Consider the following 21,045-nt stretch of genomic DNA (forward strand, 5'->3'; position numbering starts at 1 on the left):
TGGCCTCACAGCTCCGGACAGCATGGCGGGAGAGGGGAACGGTCAGGTGCCTGTCCGCAGCTCCCCAGGGGGGCAACGACTACATGCCTACAGGGCGCGAGGAGGCTGCTTCGGTTCGAAGACGCTGGGCGGGGCGCTCGGCCGGGGAGCGGACGTCTGGCGCAGGACCTGGGCCAGGTCGCGGTGGATCCGGTCGGCTTCCCCGCGGACCTGGACGGGGACGTCGCCGCGTTCGGCGACGAGGCGGTCGTAGACGGGGGTCGGCTGGAACACGGTGGGGCGGTTTCCCTTCAGCGCGGCACTACGCCGGACCGGCGCAGCATACGGGCCCGGGTCACGGCGCGTGGGAGGCGGGTGGTCAGGTCAGGACGGCGGGGAGGGCGGCTTCGGTGGTCCAGTCGCCGTCGAAGAGCGTGGCGATCAGGTGTGCGTGAGCTTCGGGGAGCTGGCCGGTGCGGTGCTTGGTGCGGGCTTTGGCGAGCCAGGCGCCGAGGTTGACGGTGTCGCCGTCGACGCGGATGGTCTCGCGGGCTGTGGGGGCGCGGCCTTCGCGGTGGAGGAAGAGTTCCAGGAGCTGGACGGTCTGTTCGAAGGTGCGGCGGGTGCGGCGGGCCGGGGTGGGCGGGTTGCTGTCGGGGGTGAGGCCCAGGGCGGTCATCAGCTGCTGCTGGCCGGGGGCGAGGACCGGCCAGGTGGTGAGCTGGCGGTGGAGCCAGGAGCCGATCTTCACCCCGGCCAGGAGGGTGTCGCGGGTGAGCGCGGCGGGGTCGGCGCCATCGGCGAGGTGGGTGCGGAGCAGGTGGTATTTGCGGTGCCAGTCCGCGCCGTGCGGGAGGCGCCAGTCGGGGGCGAGGGCGGTGAGGACGTCGGCGCGGGCGGTGTCGAGTTCGTTCTTGGTGGCGAGGTGGCGTTGTTCGGCGAGCCATGCGCCGACGGGGGTGGTGGCGGGGGCGGCGAGGTGACCGTGGGCGCGCAGGTAGTCGGCGGCGGCGGCCAGTCGGGCGCGCCAGGCGGCGTCGTGCTTGTCCCAGATCATGCCCAGGGCGTCGAGTTCGGCGACCCAGTCAGGCTCGAGGCGGCCGGCTTTCGCGGCGTCGCGCATGGTGGTGATGAAGGTGCCGAGACGATAGCCGGTGGGGTCGGTGTAGTCGGCGGGGACGTCGAGGTGGCCGTACTGGTCGCGGTAGGAGCGGGCGGCGGCCAATCCGAGGCGGCGGGAGCGGGAGACGGCCGGGTCTCGGGGGTCGAAGGAGATCAGGTCCATCGCCTTGGCGATGCGTTCGGGGTGGACGGTGAAGTCGAAGTGCCAGCGGCGCTGGATGACGTCGCTGGTCTCCTTGGGCAGGCGGTTGGCCTTGTCGGGCAGGCGCTCGAGGATGCGGTGGTCGTGGCTGGCCAGCGCGCAGGCGATCGCCCACACCGGCTCGTACGCGGTGCCCAGGATGTTCTCGCCGTCCGTGCTGGGCGGGATGTAGACGGGGACGATCAGGGAGGCGGTTTTACCGGAGACGTCCAGGCGCAGGGCGCGGCCGAGGGCTTGGACGCAGCGGATGACGCTGCGTGTGGGGTCGGCGAAGACGATGGCGTCGACGCTGGGGATGTCGACGCCTTCGGCGATCAGGCGGGAGTTGGCGAGAACGGCGCAGTCGGCGGCGGCGAAGGCGGAGAAGATGTCGCCCCGTTGGGCGGGGGTGTGCTCGCCGTGGGCGAAGAACAGCTTGGGGATGATGTCCGGGACGAGGCCGGGGTCAGTCCGGGCCAGCAGGCGCACGGTGTGCGGGAGTTCGCGGGCGAAGCGGCGCGCGTCGGAGACCAGGTTGAAGTAGACCAGGACCTTCTTCAAGCAGTGCTCGGTCATGGCGCGCAGGACGGCCAGGTGCAGGGCGGTGGTGCGCAGCGCGCTGTCCGTCTCCTCGCCGCTGCCGTCGCCAGGGGTGGTGCCGGGGGCGGGCAGGTTGAGGCGGCGGCGCAGGTCGGCGTCGGTGAGGGTGGGCACCACGATGCGGTAGTCCGCCGCGCGGCCGTCGGCGACTGCCTGTGCGAGGGGGTATTCGACGACCTTCTTGCCGTACACCTGCTCGTTTTCCATGGAGTTGGCGAACGCCTCCGCGTCCGGCTGCCCGGCCGGGCGGCGGCGGCGTGGGCGGGTGGTGTCGGCGGACTCCGCCAGCTCGGGGGCGGCGAAGATGCGGGGGGTGGCGGTCATGTAGAGGCGGCGGTCGGCGTGGATGCGCTTGGCGTCGTTGACGATGGCCCACTTCTTGTCGGCCCGGCCGGCGATCCGGTGCGCTTCGTCCATGACGGCCAGGTCGAACGGCGGGACTGCGTACCCCGTGTTCTGGGTTTCCTCGATCTTGTTGAGGGAGTCGTAGGTGCAGATCACCGTCAAGGCCGGGATCTGATCCTCCGCCTCCCCCACCACCGACATCAGCCCGCCCAGTGCGTGCGGGTCGGTGGTCGACATGACGCGGGCGGCCACCAGATCGTCGCGGCCGGCCACGTCCAGGGAGGAGACGATCACCATGTGCTCGCCGTGGCCGTCCCGGCGCCAGGCCAGCGCGGTCTGCGCTGCCAGATCGAGCGTGGGCACCACGAACAGCACCAGCCGCGCGCCGAGCCCGTCCGCGACGCGGATGGACACCAGCGTCTTCCCGGTCCCCGTCGCCGACACGAACAGTCCCCGCGTCCCCGGGCGGCGCAGGTGCCGTACCAACCGGGAGACGGCCTGGGCCTGGTCGGGGAAGAGCCGCGGCCTTTCGTGACGGCCGGGACGCGGCAGTTCGACCACAGTCATACAGCTCTTCCTCGATCCGCAGCGGGCGGCATCCGGGCACCGGGCGGACCTGGGGCGGTGAGCCGCCAAAAAGGCGCCCTTCGGCCGAGACCCTACCACCCGAGAATCCCATCCGTACGCGAGGCGTACGTGAAAAGTACGCTACCCGTACGCGATGCGTACGAAGGATGGTAGGGTTGGGGTGGAGGTGTCTCATGTCCGAACTGTTCGATGCGGTGGACGCGCTGGTCGCGTCCCGGTCGCCGCTGCCGCCGCCCGGGGAGCGCAGGCGGCTGCGCCAGGCTCACGCGCTCACCCTGGACGAGGTGGCCGCCGCCCTGGGCGTGCGACGGGCGACCGTCGGCGGCTGGGAGTCGGGCAAGAGCGAGCCGCGGCCGCCGGAACGCGAGGCGTACGCGCGCCTACTGAAGCAGCTCGCGCAGCTGTATCCCGCCCCTGAGAGCACCGTCGCGCCGCAGGCGGACACCCCGGCAGCGGATGCGTCCAGCGGCCCGGCTCCCCAGGCACAGGCCGTGCCCACGAGCGGGGTGCGCGAGGCTGCGGCCGGGATCACGCCCGAGGCGGCCCCGTCTGCTTCCGCCACCGCTGCGGGCGCGCCGGCCGCCGCGCCGCGGCGTGCCGCCGGGCCGTCGCGGACCTCGCGCCGCCCGGGCGTGGGGAAGGCCGCCCCGGCGGGCCCTCTCGCGCTGGGGGGTGCGTATGCGCACGGTCCGCTGCTCGTCCTCGACGCAGACGCCGACCGGAATGTGACCGGCTACGGTGTCGGCGGCCTGATCTTGGACGTGCCCGCCAAGTCGCTGCCCGCGCTGGTGGAATGGACGCTTCAGGAGGCGCAGCTGGGGGCCGAGAGGCTGCACGGTTCGGGCCAGGATGCTGACCCGCTGCTGGTGCTCACCGAGGCGGCGTGCGAGCGCTACGGCCTGCCCGCCGCGCTGTCGGAGTCCGAGCGGCTCGCCGGGCGGCTTCCGGAGGGGCACAAGGCCGTCAAGCAGCTTGAGCGCGCCGACTGGCAGCTCACCAAGCGGGGGCTGGGGCCGTGGGCGCGGATCTACCGCCCCGCCCAGGGCAGCCGACGGCAGTGTGTCCAGCTGTGCCTGCCCTCCTGGCACGCTCTCGACGACCGCGCCTGGGGGCATGCCGCCCGGCTCGAGCCCGCGGAGCTGGCCCGGGTCATGGGGGTGTACGCGCAGCGGGTGATGACGCCGGTGGGTTCCACCGCGGTGACGGGGCTGCATCTGATGACCGCGCTCAACCCGCCGACCCGCGCCAGCGAGCCGGATGCCGACGGCCGACGGCACCGCGAGCACCGGCCCGGGTCGCTGGGCACCGAGCCGATGGACCCGGCGCCGTGCGAGGCGAGCGACGGACACCCCGTCCTGGCTCATCTCCCCCGCTTCCACGTACGCGGCCTCGACGAGAAGCTGTTCGAGGAGGCCTACGACTGGGCACGGGATCTCACCGACACCGAGTGCATGAAGCGCTACCTGGTGGGCCTCGACGTGAACCTGTCGTTCGCCGCAGGCGCCAATGGTGCCGTCGTCGGTCTGGCCACGCCGCCGGTGCATGTCACCCGGCCCGCGTTCGATGCGGCGCTGCCCGGCTCGTGGCTGGTCGACCTCTCCCACGTCGATCCGTCCCGGGTGAAGGTGGGCAAGCAGTGGCGGGACCTCGATGGGGACCTGCTGCCCAGCCCGTTCACGCCGACCGGCCGGCGCCCGACGGGTCCGGCCTGGTACGCCACCCCGACGGTCGCCTACGCCGTCGAGCTCGGCTACGACGTCGCCCCGCTCGAGGCCTGGGTGCGCCGCGAGAGCGGCCGGTTCCTGGACGGCTGGTACAAGCGGCTGCGCAATGCCTACGTCGCGACCATGTCGGATCTCGGGGTGGGCGAGAAGCTGTCCCCGCAGGAGTTCTTGGAGGCGATGGACGGCTACAAGCAGCGTGATCCGGAGCTGGGCATCGTCGTGGACGCGGTCAAGATGACCGTGAAGGGCGGCATCGGCAAGCTGCGGGAGAAGGCGCGCGGCGGCGGCTGGAAGCCGGGACAGGCCTGGCCCGCCCTCGCCCGGCCCACCTGGCGGCCCGACATCCGCGCCGCCGTGATCTCCCGGGCCCGGATCAACATGCACCGCAAGATGGTCGCTCTTTCCGCGGCCACCGGGCGGTATCCGGTCGCGGTCCTGTCGGACTGCGCCGTGTACGCGGCCGACGGACCCAGCCCGCTCGACGTCCTGCCCTACGGCTCGGACGGCAAGACGGTGCCCGGCAGCTTCCGGCTCGGCGTCTCGCCCGGGATGGTCAAGCACGAGGGCACCCAGAGCGTGCTGTGGGGCGCGGACGTGCTCGAGCAGCTCGCAGGCGACGGCCATGTCGCCAATCTCGCCCGGTACATCAAGACCGGCGAGGTCAGTGCCAAGGACACCGGAGAATAGGGGGATACGGGGCGATGGTCACGGTCGGGGAAGAACTCGACAAGGCGGTACAGGGGGCGTTCACGCGTCCCGTTCCCAAGTCCGCCGGGGCGCAGATGCGGTACCTGGTCCGGCAGCACCAGCGCAGCACCCGGCGCGTCGCCGAGCTGCTCGGCATCAGCCAGCGCACCGTCGAACGGTATGTGAAGAACCAGATCAAGAAGCCCCGGCCGGAGCTCGCCGACCGGCTGGAGCGTGAGGTCCGCGCACGCTGGCAGCCGCAGATCAGGGCGAAGGCGAAACAGGCCGCGGCCACCACGAGCGGCATCATGATCGATGTCCAGGCGAGGTTCGGCTACACCGCCGCCCCCGGCAGCACCGACCAGGCCCGCGTGCGCCACCTCACCCTCGCCCTGCCACCCCGGCACGCCGCCCGCCTCCTTCAAGCCCAGGAAGCCGGGGTCGACGAGGACGACCTCCGCGAACTCGCGGCCGAGGCGTTGGGCGAGGTCTACTTCCGCGACAACGGCCGCCGCGCCCACGGCCTCGAAGTCGAACTCAAAGACCTCGTCGCCCTCGAGTTCGAGCTGTAACCCGGTCAGGAGCGGCGGGACAGGAGACCAGGAACAGATGCCGGGGAGAGCTGTGGCAGCAGGGGTGTTACGGACCGTGCCGCTGGCCGGGGAGCTGACTGCGTCACTGATCAACCGGGCCGCGGACCGCTACGGCCTGCCGACCGCCGGCGTGCTGCGGCTGTGGACGTGCCGCAACTCCCCCGCCCGGCTGGACGGAGGCGGCGTGCGAGCCGACGCGGAGATCGTGCTCAACGAAGCCGGGCGGGATGTGCTCGCCGAACTGTGCAGAGTCGAACCGGCGGTGCTGGCGCGCGCTCTGCCCGCTTTCACCGTGGATGATCCCAAGATCGGCACCGGCCGGGAGGCCGCCCTCCCGCAGGCCCGGTGGCGGGCGGCGAGCGCGGTGGCGGAAGAAGCGGCGTTCGCCTGCCGGTCGTGCACCGCACGGCGCACCGGGCAGGCACAGCGGGCGGTGCGGTATCTGCCGCGCTGGGAGCGGGTGTGTGTGCGGCACGGGCGGTGGCTGCTGGACGCGGACGCCGACCAGCCGCTGGAACACCTCGACCTGCGCGGCGTCCCGGAGGTGGCTGCGGCACAGCGGCGGTGGGCGGGGGTGGCGCGGCGTGCGGTGCGGGCCGGGGTGGTCCCGGAGCAGGCGTTCACGGTGGCGTATGCGGTGGTGGCCCGCTGGTGGGATGAGGCTCTGCACTGGGAGCAGGAGGAGATCTGGCCGCACAGGCTGCACCGGGTGGCGGGCGGTAACGCGGGAGCGCGACTTGGGTGGTGGCGGATCGTGGGCCGGGATCCGGTCATCTTCCCGGAGGTGGTGGCCGTGGCCGACGCGCTGCTGGACCCGGCCATGACCGAGCTGGTGTGGAGGGACAGCGGCGCCGGGCGGCCGCGGCCGCTGCCCGCCGACGGGGCGTTCTGCCGCCGGCTGGGTGAGCGGGTGGGACGGGGCTGGCTGGGCCCGCTGTCGGCGGTGGACTACGGCGGGCCGCCCGGGTGGAGGGACGATCCATGGCGGCTGAAGCGGGAACAGCAGCCCGCCACGATGGCCGGCCAGCTGCGCGTCATGGCGGCCGAACAGCAGGCAGGCGGCTCGCGCACCCGGTGGCGAGCCACAGTGAGCGCCGAACACCGTTTCCAGATCGAGCAGATGATCGGCGAAGCCCAGGAGCAGCTGGTGCAGCTGCGGGGCGTACACAGCGGCACCACCGCCGAGGTGGCCCGCACACTGCTGGAGCACCTCAGCCACAGTGCCGCCCTGATCGACCGGGCCCTCGTGGACACCGCCGCCGCAGCCGTCGCCGCGGGGGTGGCGGTGGAGGACGTGTCGGCGTGGTCACGCCTGCCCGTCCAGGAGCTGGCGGAGCTCGTGTCAGAGGGCCCGGATCAGGACTGACGCACGCAGCGGCCGGTGTGCCGTCTCTCAGCCGCTGCACGCCGCAGCCCGGTCGCAGGGCGGATCCGGCCGGGTTCCCCCCTGGGGGTGCGCGGTGCCCGCTTCGCGAAAAGCGAAGGCGTGCGGCCACTACGCTGGGGTGGGGCCTCGGGTAGGCGGCGGCCTGGGGACCGGCGCCGAGGGAGCACGTTGAGCACTCAAACAGGTCCGGCGGCAGCGGGGGCGGACCTTGCCCAGCTGGCGCTCGACTTCCACCACACCCACCAGTTGCTGGACCCTGCCGCGCAGGGAGTGCAGGAGTGGCAGGTGCGCATCACCGCGGCCGGCACACCGGTGGGAAGCCTGACGGCCGTAAGGGGCCTGTACTGGAAGTCTGACAATCTGCGCGAGCGGATGGCCGACGAGCAGTCCTTCCCTGCCCTGGTGGCCGCCCAACTCCTGGACGAGGACGGCCGGTTCACCTACGAGTTCGAGGAGTTCATCGAGTCGGCCTCCAGCGTTCTCGTCGTCGACCGGCTGCACGTGGAGGAGGCCTTCGCTGACCCTGTGGTGGTCGCGGGGGTGGTGGCTTCTGTCATCGACCGGCTGACGGACAACTACTTCGCCGTGGTCCTGCCCACCAAGAACGCCTGCACGGACGCGGGTTCCGCCCTGCTCGCCGAGGCCGGCACGCTGCTGAGCGCCCAGGAGTTCTCCGACGAACTGCAGATCATCGACAACGCCCTGGCCGCTCCCGAAGAGGCCGCGCAGCGCGTGCGCAGCCGTCTGCGCTCCCTCGCCCGCCACGGCCAGCCGGCGGCGTGGGACGAAGACGACGAGGCCGACGGCTGGGACGAGGACGGCGAGGAGGGCGAGCTCACCGCGCGGACGGCTGCGGTGCTGCGGGTGGCGCTCGAGGAGCTGTCCGAGCAGATCTGGCAGGACGTCGCCGACGTGGGGGACTCGCCTGTTGGGCGCGGCGAGGGCCGTGTCCTTGGCTCGCTGCCGCCGATCACCTTTCACCAGGACCAGCAGTGGCGGCGGCAGATGGCCCGATGCTTCGATGACCTGGCCGCCGACCTCGCCGAGACGCACGCCGTGCGCCCGCTGTGCACCGGCGAGGAGATGGCCCTGCACCTGGGTATCGACCGGGCCAAGTCGCTGACGCGGAACCGGCCGCGCCTGGTCGCGGAAACAGTGGAGGGTCTGGGTGAAGACCGCCGCGACTTCGACTGGGACTGGTGCTCGACCGTCCTGTTCGAGGACCACGACGTGCTGATGCTGTTCGACGCCTCCCTGGACGGGATCGAGGACAGCGGCAACGAGATCAACCAGGCCCTCGGACTTGCCAACCTGGCCGCTGCGGACTGGTTCGTTCCCTTCCGCCCCAGTCAGGCCCGCGATCCCGACCGCGGCTTCCGCCGCTCCTGACCCCGACCGCCGCCAGGCCCGGGCTGCAAAGGGTCAGCATGAAAGCCGCAGACTGAGTCTTTCCGTGGCGGGCCGACTCTCAGCCAGAGGCGGGCCCGAGACGGCTACGCTCAGGCTGCTGATGCGGCCGGGCGGGGGAAGTGGGGAGCAGCGGCCAAACGCGATGTGTGGGTACGCGTCGGGGACGACCTGGTGCGCGGTGACACCGTCGTGGGCGTCACCGTGAGCGATCCGCACTACCACCACGAGACGTTCAAGCTCATGCTGAAGGTCACGGGGCACCGCGACCACCTGTGGCTCGACTCCGGTGTCCGCGACGACGACCGGGGCGCGGGGCGCGAGCAGGTCAACACGCTCGCGGATGCCTTCGTCGGCACGCTCGCGCGCGGTGCGGCGATGCCGTCCGGCGCCCTGATCCGGCTCGGCACGGACGAGGACGGGGACGGCTCGGGATGGGTGCTGTCGTCTCTGGGATAGCGGCGACGAGATCCCGGCTGCCCACCCCAGCGGCCCGAGGACGGGAAAGTGCAGGGGTGTGCACTGACAGCGGCGCGTCCGGGTGTCATCCTGGCCCCGCACGCGAACCCCAACAGGCTTACGGCGCAGCGCAGTTGGGGTCACCGGCCGGTTCGCCTGCGCGGCAGGACGGGCATGGCGTTATGTGGAGTTCGTGATCGTCGACAGCAGCCAGGGCAGCGCACCGGCCGGCTTGTCCGCCGTCGTGGGCGGCGCCTGGCGAGTGCCGGAGCCGGGCGCGGTGGAGGCGGAGTTCGCCGGGGCGGACGGCACGCTGGTGCAGCGCCGCTGGGTGGAGGCGGCCGTGGCGGTCAAGTTCGAGGAGCTGGCGCCGGTGGCGGCGTTCCCGGTGGTGCCGGGGCGGCGGTGGGGGCCGGGCTGGTGGTGGTCGGCCACGACCGGGCGGCATGTGATGCACGGTTCGCAGGCGATGTGCGTGCAGCTGATGCTCTTGGACCGCGATCCGCAAGTGGTGTCGCTGTCGGCGCGGCCGGTGCGGCTGATCTGGCGGGATCCGGACAGCCGGCGGACGCTGACGTGGGTGCCGCAGCTGTTCGCCCGCTACGCCGACGGCCGCGCGCTGCTCGCCGACTGCCCCGCCACGGCGGAGCCCGCCGCAGGCCGTGCCGCGCGGGCGGCCGCGGTGCTGGAAGCGGCGTGTGCGGCGGCGGGGTTCACCTACCGGCGCCTGGTGCCGCCGGATGCGGTGGCGGCGGCGAACGTGCGGTGGCTGGCCGGCTACCGCCACCCGCGCCACCGCGACGCCGGCGGGCTTGAGCAGGCGGTGCTTCAGCCGTTCACCACCCCGCGGCCGCTGATGGCCAGGGCCGCGGCGGCGGGCGAGACCCTCTCGGCGCTGCCGGTGCTCTACCACGCGCTGTGGGGCGGGCGGCTGGCCGCGGATCTGACGCGGCCGCTGGGCGAGCACACGCTCGTGTCGCCCGGCCCGGCCGCAGGCGACGGGGAGCAGGAGCAGCACGGCAGGTGAGCAGGCACGAGGTAACCGCCCTCGGCGGGCGGTGTGTTGGGGTGGGCGCTCAGGTCCGGTTCGAGGACCGCACCTGGCAGGTGACCGGTCTGGTCGACGGGCGGGTGTATCTGGCCGCCGAGGACGGGGCCACCGGGTGCGTGCTGGCCGCCAGCCTGGTGGCCGCAGACGGCTTCGAGGTCGTGGGCCGGGCTGGCCCGCAGATTCCGGCCGCCGCCGTGTGGGCGGATGTGCCGTTGCCTGCCCGGGAGCGGGCGATGGCCTGGCTGCGGCACATCCGTGAGGTCGAGACCGGGCTGCCCGGCGGCCCCGGCAGCGGCGGCGGGGTGCCGAGGCCTGAGTACGACCCGCAGGCCTTCACGCTCGCCGAGCGGGAGCACACCAAGGCGAAGGAGCTTGCGGGGCTGGGCTGGACGAAGGTCAGCCGGCCCACGGTGCAGCGGATGCGGCTGGCCTACCAGCGCCAGGGGCTGCTGGGGCTGGTGGACAAGCGGTCCCTGCGCGCCTCCTCCCCCACGGGGCGGACGGACGAGCGGGTGGTGGCCGCCGTGCTGGAGGCCTTGCGCCGGCGCCGCGGCCGGTCGAAGACCAGCACCTTGCAGGTCATCGAGCTGGCCGAGCAGATCGTGGGGCAGACCCATGGGAAGGGCCGGGTGACGCTGCCCGCCAGGTCGTCGCTGTACCGGCTGGTGAAGGCGCTGGCGGATCCGGCCGAGCCGCCTGGCAGCCCGGCGCGCACCGCCACCGGCCCGGACGGGGCAAGCGGCGGTCCGCCTGCGCTGCGGCCCGCCGAGCGGGTCCATGTCGCCACCGCCCGACTGGGCATCGAGGCGGTGGGCGAGGACGGCCGTGCGGTGGCGGTGTCGGTCACCTGCGCACTGGACGGGGCCACCGGCTGCGTGCTGGCCGCCGTGCTGCACCCGCAGCAGGCCGCGCCGGTCGAACTGTCCGTGCTGCTGGCCGAGATGGCCGTCCCCCGCACGGCGCGGCCCGGGTGGCGGGAGATGCTGCGGGCAGCCCACGAGGCACTGCCGCAGCGGCTGATGCCCCTGGACGCGCGCATCGAGGCGACCGTGTCGCGTCCTACGGCCCTGCCCCAGACGCTGGTCTTCGACCCGGCGGCGGCCGCCGTCACGCCCTGGTTCCTGACCGTGTGCCAGAGCCTCGGCGTGAGCCTGGAAGCCGCCCCCGCACGGCGCCGCGGCCTGCACAGTGTCGCCGGGGACACGGTGAAAACGCTCGCAGGGCTGTTCACCCGGCACGCCGCAGACCTGGCCGCCACGCTGGGTGCTGCGCACCCGCCGGACAGCGCGCGACGGCAGGCGGAGGCGTTCTTCAGTCTGCCGCACCTGCGGGATGTGCTGGACGAGTGGATCACCGCCCGCTGGCACACCCGCCCCCAACAGGCTCTACGGCACCCGCTGCTGCCCAAGGCCGCCCTGAGTCCGCAGGAGATGTGGCGGGTGCTGCTGGGGGTCGCCGGGTCGGTACCGGTGCCGTTGACCGGGCAGGACTTCGCCGAGCTGCTGCCGGTGCAGCACCAGGCGGTCACCGAATCCGGGATCCGCCTGGGCAGGCGCCGCTACGACCATGAGTGCCTGGATGTGCACCGCGGCCGGGCCAGGCCCACCACGGACGACGGCCGGTGGGAAGTGCACCACCACCCCTACGACACACGGCAGATCTACATCCGGCTGCCCGACGGGCTCCTGCACCAGATCCCCTGGACCGAGCACGCGCACGCCCTGCGCCCGTTCGACGACGCCGTGCGGCGCCGCACCGGGCAGATCCACGCCGCGCGCAGTGGCCCGCCCGGGCATCCGGCGCCATCGAGCAACGGGCCGGGGCGGGAGGCCGGTGCGCCCGTACCCGAGACGGGCGAACAGGGCCTGATGGCTGATCCGGCACCGGGCGGCGGCGTCCCTTTGGTGCCGGACGGCCCCGGGCAGGCGGGCACTTTGTGGGACGCATGGGCGGAGGCCGAGCAGTGGTGAGCACATCCGGCCGTCCGGACCGCCCCGTGGCTGCCGCTGCGAGCGGCCGGCAGGTGAAGCTGGGCGCGTATGTGACGTTCCAGGGCCGTACCTGGCAGGTGGCCGCCGTGGCCGGTGCGTCAGTGACGCTGGCCGGCGAGGACGGGCAGACGGCCTCGGTGCTGTCCTCGTTCCTGTTCGCCGACCCGGGTTTCACCGTGGTGGGCTCCCCCAGTGCGGGAGTGCGGCAGTGGGGGCTGCTGGAGTCGGTGCCCGCCCGGGAGCGGGAGCGGGCTCTGGCCTGGCAGCGGCACATCCGCGAGATCGAGACCGGACTGCCCGACGGCCCGGGCAGCGTGGGGATGCCGCGGCCCGAGTACGACCCGCAGCGCACATCGATGGCCGAGCGGGAGCAGGCCAAGGCCGACGAACTCGCACAACTGGGCTGGCCGCGGGTCAGCCGGGCCACCGTGCGCCGCATGCGCGCCCGCTACCACGCGGGCGGCCTCATGGGTCTGATCCCGCGGCGCAAGCCATCGAGTGCGACCGGGCAGGCTGATGAGCGGGTGGTGGCCGCGGTGCTGGAGGCACTGCGCCGCCAGCGCGGCCGCTCGAAGGGCACGCTGAGGGGGCTGCGGGAGCTGACCGGGCACATCCTGGCCGACACCCACGGGCCTGGCACGGTGGCACTGCCTGCGCCGTCGACGTTCAACCGGCTGGCGCGGGTGCTGGCCGACCCGCTGGAGCATCCGGGCCGTCCGGCCCGCACCGCAACGGCCGCGCCGGTGCGGCCCTTCACGCCGACGGTGGCGCTGCGGCCGGGCGAGCTGGTGCAGATCGACACCACCCGCCTGGATGTGATGGCCATCGGCGAGGACGGCCGTGCGGTGCGCCCGGAACTCACGATCGCTCTCGACGTGGCGACCCGGTCGGTGGTGGCGGCCGTGCTCCGCGAGGAGGGCACCAAGGCCGTGGACGCCGCCCTGCTGCTGGCGGAGATGGCCGCCCCCCACCCGGTGCGGCCCGGCTGGGGCGAGCATCTGCGCCTGGCGCACGCCGCTGTCCCCTACGACCGGCTCCTCGCCCTGGACGCACGGCTGGAGCAAGCGGCGGCGCGGCCGGTGGTGGTGCCGGAGACGATCGTCATCGACCGCGGGGCCATCTTCGTCTCCGCCGCGTTCCTGGCCGCGTGCGAGACCCTGGGGGTGAGCGTGCAGCCGGCGCCGCCGCGGTCCCCGGCCGCCAAGGGCGCGGTGGAGAGGACGTTCGGAAGCATCAACTCGTTGTTCGCGCAGCACGTCGCCGGCTACACCGGCCCCCACGCCCTTCAGCGCGGCGAGGCTGTCCAGGACGAAGCCCGTTTCACGGTGGCGCAGTTGCAGGAGCTGCTGGACGAATGGATCACCGCGTGCTGGCAGCACCGCCCCCACGACGGGCTGCGCCACCCCCTGCTGCCGAAGAAGGCGCTGGCCCCGGGCGAGATGTGGGGCGCGCTGCTGGGCGCATCCGGATACGTGCCGTGGCCCCTGACCGGCGCCGACTACCTGGAACTACTGCCCGTGCGCTTCCACCCCGTCACCGGCCGCGGCATCCGCATCAACCACCGCACCTACGACCACGCCGTGCTCAACGAGCACCGCGGACGGCCGTGCCCCGCCGGGCCCGGCGGCAGGTGGGAGATTCACCTCAACCCGCACGACGTACGGCAGATCTACATCCGGCTGCCCGACGGACACCTGCACGAGGTCCCGTGGATCCACCGCGACCACGTCCACGCCCCGATGAGCGAGACCACCTGGCGCCACATCCGCACCGCCATGAACCAGCGCGGAGACCGCGAGAAGCACGAGGCCGCCCTCGCAGAGGCCGCCGACCAGGTCCTGCGCCGCGCCCGGCCCACCACTGCGGAGCAACCAGCACCGCCCAGGACGACGCCGGGCACGCACACCGCTCAGGCAGCCCTCCAGGCAGCGGGCGGTCAACCAGCGGTGAGCCGCTGCGAGGCTGAGGACAGCCTCGACGCGCTGGAAGCCCGAGCCCGGGCTGAGGCCAGTGACGACGTCGGCGCCTACGAGCCCGGCACGCTCACGCTGTATGCCGCCGAGCAGGAGGCAGAACTGTGGTGACCCGTACCGATCCCCCCGCCCCCGGTTCCGGGCAGGCAGCCGCGGGGACGGTGACGACGTTCGACGCCTTCGCCCGCTTCGCCCACGCCGCGCCCCCGACGCCACCAAAGCCGGGCCAGGCGCCACGGCCGGTGGAGGAACGCCTGGCCTACCACTCGCAGTTCGTCACCGTGCGCACCCCGGCCATCGAGGCCCTGGCACGCCAGGTACGCACGCTGATGATCCTGGGACGGCACCAGCACGTCACCGCCCGGCCGTCGCTGATCGTCACCGGGCCGGCCACCACCGGCAAGACCACCGCGCTGCTTCAGGTCGGCCGGACCTGCCACCTCGCCCACACCCGCCGCGCCGCCCCGGGCGACGACAGTGTGCCGGTGGCGTATGTGCTGGTACCGCCCGGCGCCACCGCCAAGACCCTGGCCGGGGAGTTCGCCCGCTACCTCGGCATCCCCGTCACCGCGCGCATGACCACCGCGCAGATCACCACGGCTGTCTGCCACACCTACACCGCGGCCGGCGTCAAGCTCGTGCTGATCGACGAGATCCACCGCCTCAACCCGCGCACCACATCCGGCGCGGAGGCCGCCGACTGGCTCAAGGACCTCACCGAACGCGTCGGCGCCACGTTCGTCTACGCAGGCATCGACGTCACCGCCAGCGCGGTGTTCACCGGGGTACGCGGCGCGCAACTGGCCGGGCGCGCCTCTCTGATCGACTGCGGGGCACTGCCCGCCCGCGCCGGCGAACGCGAACCGTTCCGCGAGCTGATCGCCGCCCTGGAAGCAGCCCTCGACCTGCACGCCCACCGCACCGGCAGCCTGCCCAGGCTGGCGTCATACCTGCACGAACGGACCGCCGGACGCATCGGCAGCCTCTCCCGCCTGATCCGCCAGGCCGCCATCGAAGCCATCCTCAACCGCAGCGAACGCATCACCAGACCGTTGCTGGATTCCATCGCACTGGACCACCTCGCCGAGGAGCACTACCGGCCCCGCACCCCCGCCCGCCGCACCCGTCCCAGCAGCCGGTGACCACGCACCCCGCGAGCCGCCCCGCGGTATCAGCCAGCACCATGTGGCCCACCCCGCCCGGCGCACTACGTGTGAGGCCGCTGCCCCGCGAAGCCACCGCCTCCTACCTCACCCGCCTCGCAGCCGCCTACCACCTCAGTGCCGCCCAACTCCTGGACGGCCTGCACATCACCACCACCGGCACCCCAACGGGCCCGCCCACCACCGAAATCCACCTCAGCAACGAAGCCACCCGCCGCCTGTCCGGCTTCACCCGCATCCCGCCCGCACACCTCTCCCGCGCACTGGCCCGCCAGCCCCCGCCCGCCACCATCGGCACCGCCCGCGCCGCCATCGCCCGCTGGCAGCCCGCCCAGCCCGCAATGCAGCCGCTTCCGGCGTGCACCGCCTGCACCACTCAACGCAGCCCATACAAGGCCATCCCCGCATGGATCCACCCGGCACCGGACCTGCCCCGGGCCGTGATCTGCACCCGCCACCAGCAGGCCGCCAGCGACCCCAGACAGCGCACCCCCCTCGATATCCGCTCCCTGCCCGAACTCACCCATGCCCGCCTCACCGCCCGCCGCCCGCCCACGGCGGCCTCTCTCAGCTGGGCATCGACGATCACCACGCGCTGGTACGACCACCACCAGCACCTCCACAGCCGCTGGCACACCCGCCTACGCCAACTCACCACCGCCAACCCCCACATCGCCCCAGGCCCGGCATCCCCCACACTGACCTGCCGGAACCTGATCACCTACCCCGAGACCCTCACCCTCGCCACCACCCTCGACCGCCTGCCCCCACGCCCCCTGGCACGCACCCAGCAGACCGCCTTCCTCCACGACCTGGCCAGCCGCCTACAACTGCCCTGCCTCGCACCCGCCGTCCACGACCTGCTCTGGCAACGCCTGACCACCCGCTGAACCGACCCGCGTGCCCTTGCCGCCCTGACCTCAGCAGACCGGCCGACAAGTCCCCGTACCTATAGGCGCGCCAACCACACTGAGCAAGAACCGCTGCCTCACCCAGCTCACTGCGCAGCACCAAACACCCAGCTCAGCCCACATATCCTCCGGCACCGGACACGCGACTCCGCGTAAACCCCGCCGACGGAACAGATCTACCGCTCAGTACAGCTGAGCAATGCCAGGCCACAACCAAGATCAATAAGCAAACACGTCAGCTACGCCACAGGTGCCCTCCTACGCCTCGCTTCCAGAAGGGCGCATGAAGGCATGAGCAGACTGCTCCACACCTCCGACTGGCATTTGGGCCACCTCCTGTACGGGCATCCACGTGAAGAGGACTTCGACGCCGTCTTGGCCGAGATCGTGGCAATCGCCCAGGAGAGCCAGCCGGACCTGATCGTCCACAGCGGCGATCTGTTCCACTCCTCCCGTCCCGCCGTCCGGGACCTGTTCCGCGCCATGCGCACCCTGCGCGAACTCGCCGCCATCGCCCCCACCGTGGTCGTGGCCGGCAACCACGACTCCCCCCACTACTTAGAGTTCCTCAACTTCATGAGCGGTCCCTCCTGCGGCCAGGGCCTGTTCTTCGTCGACCAGCTCCGCCCGGCACATGACGGGGGCGTGATGACCTTCGAGGCGTGCGGCGGTGAGCAGCGAATCCGGCTGGCTGTCCTGCCGTTCGTGCACCCGAACCGGTTCTGGCAGCGCTCTTCCACCTCCGGCCCGTCGTATGCCGACTACGCCGAGGCGATGCGCGGCCTGCAGAGGGAGCTCCTGGATGCCTTGCACGAGGGATACGACCCCGAGCGGGACATCCTGGTGTTCACGGCCCATGTGCTCGTCGCCGGCGCCAGGACCTCCAAAAGCGAACGGGCCGTGGACGAGTCCTTCGAGACCCCTCCCGAGGACCTTCCGGTGGTGTCGTACGCCGCCCTCGGACACATCCACCGCCCGCAGACGGTAGAGGGCCTGAAGTCCACCGCCCGCTACGCGGGCAGTCCGCTCCCCATGGACTTCGGTGAAGCCGACGAAACCAAGAGCGTCGTGATCGTCGACGCCGACCCAGGACGACCGGTAAGGGCGCTGCCCCGCCGGCTCTCCAGCGGCCGGCGGCTGGCCCACTTCCCCGGGACCTTGGAGGAGTTGAAGGCCGCGGCCGCCCAGTACGACGGGACCTTCCTCAAAGCGGAGATCGCCGGCGAAGAGCCCGACGGGCTCCTCAGCCAGAAGATCGCCGAGATCGTCCCGAACGCGATCCTCGTCAACCCCACCCCGGCACGGGAGGCAGCCGCCGGCGCCGTCCTGGACAGCGACCTGGGTGATGAGCCGGAACTCCCCGACGCGTTCCGGGCCTACCTGGCGCGTGAGGGACTGGACGCAGATGCCGCGGAGTCCACTGTCACCGCCTTCCTCCACCTGCTCAACGAACTCGACGACGAGACACTGACCCCGGTCCCGGCCGAGGAACTGCTGCGCGCCGCGCTGGAAAACCCCTGGACGGAGGCATCGTGAGGCCCTTGCGGCTCACCCTTACGGGAGTGCGCAGCTACGCCGGCACCTGCAGCATCGACTTCACCGACAAGCGTCTGCTCGCCATCCTGGGCAACACCGGCGTGGGCAAGTCCACCATCCTCGAATCGATCATCTTCGTCCTGTATGGGGCGTGCTCGTGGTCCAAGGACCCCAAGGTCGCCTACAAGCTGATCGGCAAGGGATGCCCCAGCATGCATGTGGCGTTCGAGTTCTCGGCGAACGGCCGCGAGTGGAGTGTGCGCCGCACCCTGCATGCGGACAACAAGAAGAGGCCGCAGGCCGTGCTCGAGCCCCTGGCCGAAGATGCCGCCGACATGCGGGTCAACGACATGCGTGCGGTGACGCAGGCGGTGACCCGGATCATCGGGCTGAACTGGGAGGGCTTTGTCAGCACGGTCCTGCTGCGCCAGGGGAAGTTCGACACCCTCCTCAAGGCCCCCGGGGCCATCCGTGCCGACATCTTGCGGCACATCTTCGGCATCAACGAGCTCGAACGTGTACGCAAACTGACCGGCGCACGACTGGAGCGCCTCAATACGCAGATCACCGAGGCCACCAGGGCCCGACTGCGTCTCCTGCCGGATCCTCATGCTGCCGCTTCCCAGGCGACGCTGGACCTGGAACGCACCCGGGGCATCGCGACCCGCCGCCGCGAGCGACTGGATGCGCTGCGCGCGGCCCAGAGCCGGGCCATCGAGCACAAGCACCGCAAGACGGGCCTGGAAAAAGCGGCACAGCTGCTGCGTGAGCGTGCTGTTGCGGATGCGAGCATCACGATGGCTGCGCTGGCCCGGAAGAAGAGGGAACTCGATGCCGAGGCAGCAGAACAGGAGAAAGCCGGGCGCGAGCTGAACGCGAAGCTGGATGCGGCGCAGGGCGCCCTGGATACGGCCGCACAGGCCGGTGACACGCTCCGATCCCTGTCCAGCGCATCCGCCGTCCTGTCCCGCCTGCCCGAGCGTACAGCCGGCCTGGACGCCGTCGAACAGCGGCTGAAGCAGGAACAGCTTCAGCACAGCGAGCACGAACAGGAGCACACGCAGGCACGGCAGGAACTGGAAGGGCACGAGCAGCGCAAGGCGGCCCTCGTCGAGGCCGCCGGCCGGGCCGAGCGCACGGTGAGCGAGGCACGCACGCACACCGACCAGGTCCAGGAGGCCGTCCGGGCGGCACTGCAGGAGGCCAACGCCGCGGCCGGGCATCTGCGGGCACAACGCACGGCGCTGGAGACGGTGGAGGAACAGCGCGGCCACTGCGCCGGCCTGGAGAGCGAGCTGAAGGAGCGGCGCGGCACTCTGGAGACAGCCCAGGACGTCCTCGCTGCGCTGCAGCGCGGGGAGGCGGCTCACGCGGCAGGTTCCGGTCTGGCGCCCGGGGACGCCTGCACGGTGTGCACCCGGCCCGTCCCCAGCGACTTCACTCCCCCGCCGCTGTTGGACCGCAAGGCGCTTACTCAGGCCAAAGGCAAGGTCACCACGCGCTCGAAGGCCGTCGAAGCGGCGGTGGAGGCCAAGGCGGAGGCGGCCGCCCAGCTGAAGGGGGCCGAGCGGAAGGTCGACAAGCACCGCCGCGGACACCTGGCCGCGCGCGAGCGCATGGACGCGGCGCTGCTCCAGGTGCAGGAGCTGGTGGATGCGATGCACCCGGCCGGGGCTCCTGCCACCGCCACCGCCGTGGACACGCTGGGCGCTCAGGCGAGGGCTCAGGCGCGTGCCCTTGCCGAGGGTGACCCAGTAGGCCGGGCGCAGATCACCCGTGTGGTCAAAGCACTTGTCCAGCCGCTGCGCGAGGTGGAAGGTGAGACGCTCGCGGCACACACGAGCGCCCAGGCGGAGCTGGGGGCGGCGCAGGCCGAGCATGAGGCAGCCCGGACCGAACTCAAACGCCAGCGCGGCCGCTTGCAGCGTGAACGCAAACGGCTGGACAAGAACCAGCTGCAGTACGAGACCGAGCTGGCGGGTCTGCTGAAGGAGGTCGGCGAACTGCCGCCCTCTATCCGCCCCGCCCAGTCCTCCCCGTCAGAACTGCCCTCCCTGCAGGACATCGCTTCCGCTAAAGAGGCAGCCGGCCAGCGGCTCGAACGGCTCGAGCAGAGGACACAGGAGCGTGACGACGCCAGGCAGGCCCTCACGCTGCACAGCGAAAGCCTGCAGGCCCTGGACGCGCGCCGCCGGCGCACGGTCGAGACCCCCACACGCAATCTCATCAAGCAGCTGGAGCGCTGGGCGGACACGACCACCGATGCCGCATGCCTTCTCGAGGACGAGGAGCCCCCCGACCTGCCTCCCGTTCCGGACGCAGGCGACCTGGCCGCCGTCGACACCTACTGCATGGCCCTCGCCTCGCTGCATCAGCGTGTGACCGGCGCGCTCGGGCAGGCCGCGCAGCACGCCGCCGACGAGGTCCGAGCATTCGAGAAGGAGCTGATCAGCCAAGCCGGCGCCACCGCTGATGAGACGGACCAGGACCCCGGCTTCTCGGTGCCTGAGAAGAGCGACCTGCTCGCCCCCGCCGTTCTCGACCCGCTCAGCCGCAAGACAATCCAAGCGGAAGCCGCTCACGACAAGGCCAAGACGGACCTGCGCACCGCACGGTCCCAAATCCCCTACGCCGACGCGCTGGAGACCGCCCTCGAAGCTGCCCGCCGGCAGGCCGCGGAGTGGAAGAGCGTGAGCGACCAGCTCACCGACGGGAGGTTCCTCACCTATCTCACCGATCAGCGCACCCATTCACTGCTCAGCCACGGCAGCAGGATCCTCCAGCAGATCTCCACGGGCAACTACGCATTCACCAAGGACTTCCAGATCGTTGACCTCGCCACCAATCACGCGCGCGACCCGCAAACCCTCTCCGGCGGCGAAACCTTCCAGACCTCCCTCGCGCTGGCACTGGCGCTCGTCGAACGCCACAACCGCAGCCACAGCAAGCTGGAAAGCCTGTTCCTGGACGAAGGCTTCGGCTCGCTGGACAACAACCGCCTGGACGACACCCTCGCCGTCCTGCGCAGCAGCATGACCCGGGACAAGATGGTCACCGTCATCAGCCACCTGTTCCCGGTGGCCGAGGCCGTCGACGACGTCCTGCTCGTCGACAAGACCGCCCAGGGTTCAACGGCCACCTGGCTCACACCGCAAGAACGCACCGCACTCATCCACGACGGGATCCAGCGCCTGCTGGAACATACCTGAGCAGTACCGGGCCGGCCACCAAAGTCACCAAGGAGCCCATCTTCCGGTCCCGGGCAGCCTCATCGGGCACCGGTGGCTCCTCTTCCGGTGACCGGCGGGCCCGGTACTTCCTTCCCGGCGCATCAGGTCGCCCCTGCAT

At 72.0% G+C, this 21,045-nt stretch carries 14 protein-coding genes; 12 read left to right on the top strand and 2 right to left on the bottom strand.

Annotation, left to right across the window (positions count from 1 at the left end):
• Positions 1–87: 87 nt before the first annotated feature.
• Both ACZ79I_RS39400 and ACZ79I_RS39405 read right to left on the bottom strand, forming a co-directional pair.
• Positions 88–273: a hypothetical protein gene (locus ACZ79I_RS39400; RefSeq protein WP_471505641.1), complete on the bottom strand. Its 186-nt coding sequence runs from the start codon at positions 271–273 to the stop codon at positions 88–90.
• An 85-nt stretch (positions 274–358) separates the two neighbouring features.
• Positions 359–2,794: a helicase associated domain-containing protein gene (locus ACZ79I_RS39405; protein ID WP_471505643.1), complete on the bottom strand. Its 2,436-nt coding sequence runs from the start codon at positions 2,792–2,794 to the stop codon at positions 359–361.
• 194 nt (positions 2,795–2,988) lie between these two features.
• Here ACZ79I_RS39405 and tap point away from each other — a divergent pair, with 194 nt between their 5' ends.
• The 12 genes from tap (at position 2,989) to ACZ79I_RS39465 (ending at position 20,906) form a co-directional block, all read left to right on the top strand.
• The gene (gene tap / locus ACZ79I_RS39410; protein ID WP_471505645.1) at positions 2,989–5,226 is read left to right on the top strand and encodes a telomere-associated protein Tap; all 2,238 of its coding nucleotides are present in this window, start codon (positions 2,989–2,991) and stop codon (positions 5,224–5,226) included.
• 14 nt (positions 5,227–5,240) lie between these two features.
• Complete coding sequence (gene tpg / locus ACZ79I_RS39415) at positions 5,241–5,798, top strand: telomere-protecting terminal protein Tpg (RefSeq protein WP_471505647.1); 558 nt, start codon at positions 5,241–5,243, stop codon at positions 5,796–5,798.
• Between the two features lie 52 nt (positions 5,799–5,850).
• Positions 5,851–7,185 carry a DNA-binding protein gene (locus tag ACZ79I_RS39420; protein WP_471505648.1) on the top strand — a complete coding sequence of 445 codons (1,335 nt, stop codon included), beginning with the start codon at positions 5,851–5,853 and terminating at the stop codon, positions 7,183–7,185.
• Between the two features lie 189 nt (positions 7,186–7,374).
• The gene (locus tag ACZ79I_RS39425) at positions 7,375–8,595 is read left to right on the top strand and encodes a hypothetical protein (RefSeq protein ID WP_471505650.1); all 1,221 of its coding nucleotides are present in this window, start codon (positions 7,375–7,377) and stop codon (positions 8,593–8,595) included.
• A 192-nt stretch (positions 8,596–8,787) separates the two neighbouring features.
• The gene (locus ACZ79I_RS39430) at positions 8,788–9,072 is read left to right on the top strand and encodes a hypothetical protein (protein ID WP_471505652.1); all 285 of its coding nucleotides are present in this window, start codon (positions 8,788–8,790) and stop codon (positions 9,070–9,072) included.
• Positions 9,073–9,265: 193 nt separating this feature from the next.
• Entirely contained in the window at positions 9,266–10,099 is an 834-nt protein-coding gene (locus tag ACZ79I_RS39435) for a TnsA-like heteromeric transposase endonuclease subunit (protein WP_471505654.1), read from the top strand.
• Positions 10,100–10,140: 41 nt separating this feature from the next.
• Complete coding sequence (locus ACZ79I_RS39440) at positions 10,141–12,093, top strand: transposase (RefSeq protein ID WP_471505656.1); 1,953 nt, start codon at positions 10,141–10,143, stop codon at positions 12,091–12,093.
• Positions 12,069–14,198, top strand: coding sequence for a transposase family protein (locus ACZ79I_RS39445; RefSeq protein ID WP_471505658.1), 2,130 nt, complete (start codon positions 12,069–12,071; stop codon positions 14,196–14,198). The genes ACZ79I_RS39440 and ACZ79I_RS39445 overlap by 25 nt, the downstream gene beginning before the upstream one ends.
• 50 nt (positions 14,199–14,248) lie before the next feature.
• Entirely contained in the window at positions 14,249–15,229 is a 981-nt protein-coding gene (locus ACZ79I_RS39450; protein ID WP_471505687.1) for a TniB family NTP-binding protein, read from the top strand.
• 41 nt (positions 15,230–15,270) lie between these two features.
• On the top strand, positions 15,271–16,140 hold the full coding sequence (locus ACZ79I_RS39455; protein WP_471505660.1) for a TniQ family protein: 870 nt from the start codon (positions 15,271–15,273) through the stop codon (positions 16,138–16,140).
• A gap of 312 nt (positions 16,141–16,452) precedes the next feature.
• A complete protein-coding gene (locus ACZ79I_RS39460) occupies positions 16,453–17,697 on the top strand; it encodes a metallophosphoesterase family protein (protein ID WP_471505661.1) in 1,245 nt (414 codons plus the stop codon).
• Entirely contained in the window at positions 17,694–20,906 is a 3,213-nt protein-coding gene (locus ACZ79I_RS39465) for an AAA family ATPase (RefSeq protein ID WP_471505663.1), read from the top strand. The genes ACZ79I_RS39460 and ACZ79I_RS39465 overlap by 4 nt, the downstream gene beginning before the upstream one ends.
• Positions 20,907–21,045 lie beyond the last annotated feature (139 nt).

Source organism: Streptomyces sp. PSU-S4-23 (assembly GCF_055632315.1).

Bases quoted from the DNA above. Each gene is read 5' to 3' on its own strand.
- tpg (WP_471505647.1), top strand. From the start codon at position 5,241: ATGGTCACGGTCGGGGAAGAACTCGACAAGGCGGTACAGGGGGCGTTC.
- ACZ79I_RS39455 (WP_471505660.1), top strand. From the start codon at position 15,271: ATGTGGCCCACCCCGCCCGGCGCACTACGTGTGAGGCCGCTGCCCCGC.
- ACZ79I_RS39460 (WP_471505661.1), top strand. From the start codon at position 16,453: ATGAGCAGACTGCTCCACACCTCCGACTGGCATTTGGGCCACCTCCTG.
- ACZ79I_RS39445 (WP_471505658.1), top strand. From the start codon at position 12,069: ATGGGCGGAGGCCGAGCAGTGGTGAGCACATCCGGCCGTCCGGACCGC.
- tap (WP_471505645.1), top strand. From the start codon at position 2,989: ATGTCCGAACTGTTCGATGCGGTGGACGCGCTGGTCGCGTCCCGGTCG.
- ACZ79I_RS39405 (WP_471505643.1), bottom strand. From the start codon at position 2,794: ATGACTGTGGTCGAACTGCCGCGTCCCGGCCGTCACGAAAGGCCGCGG.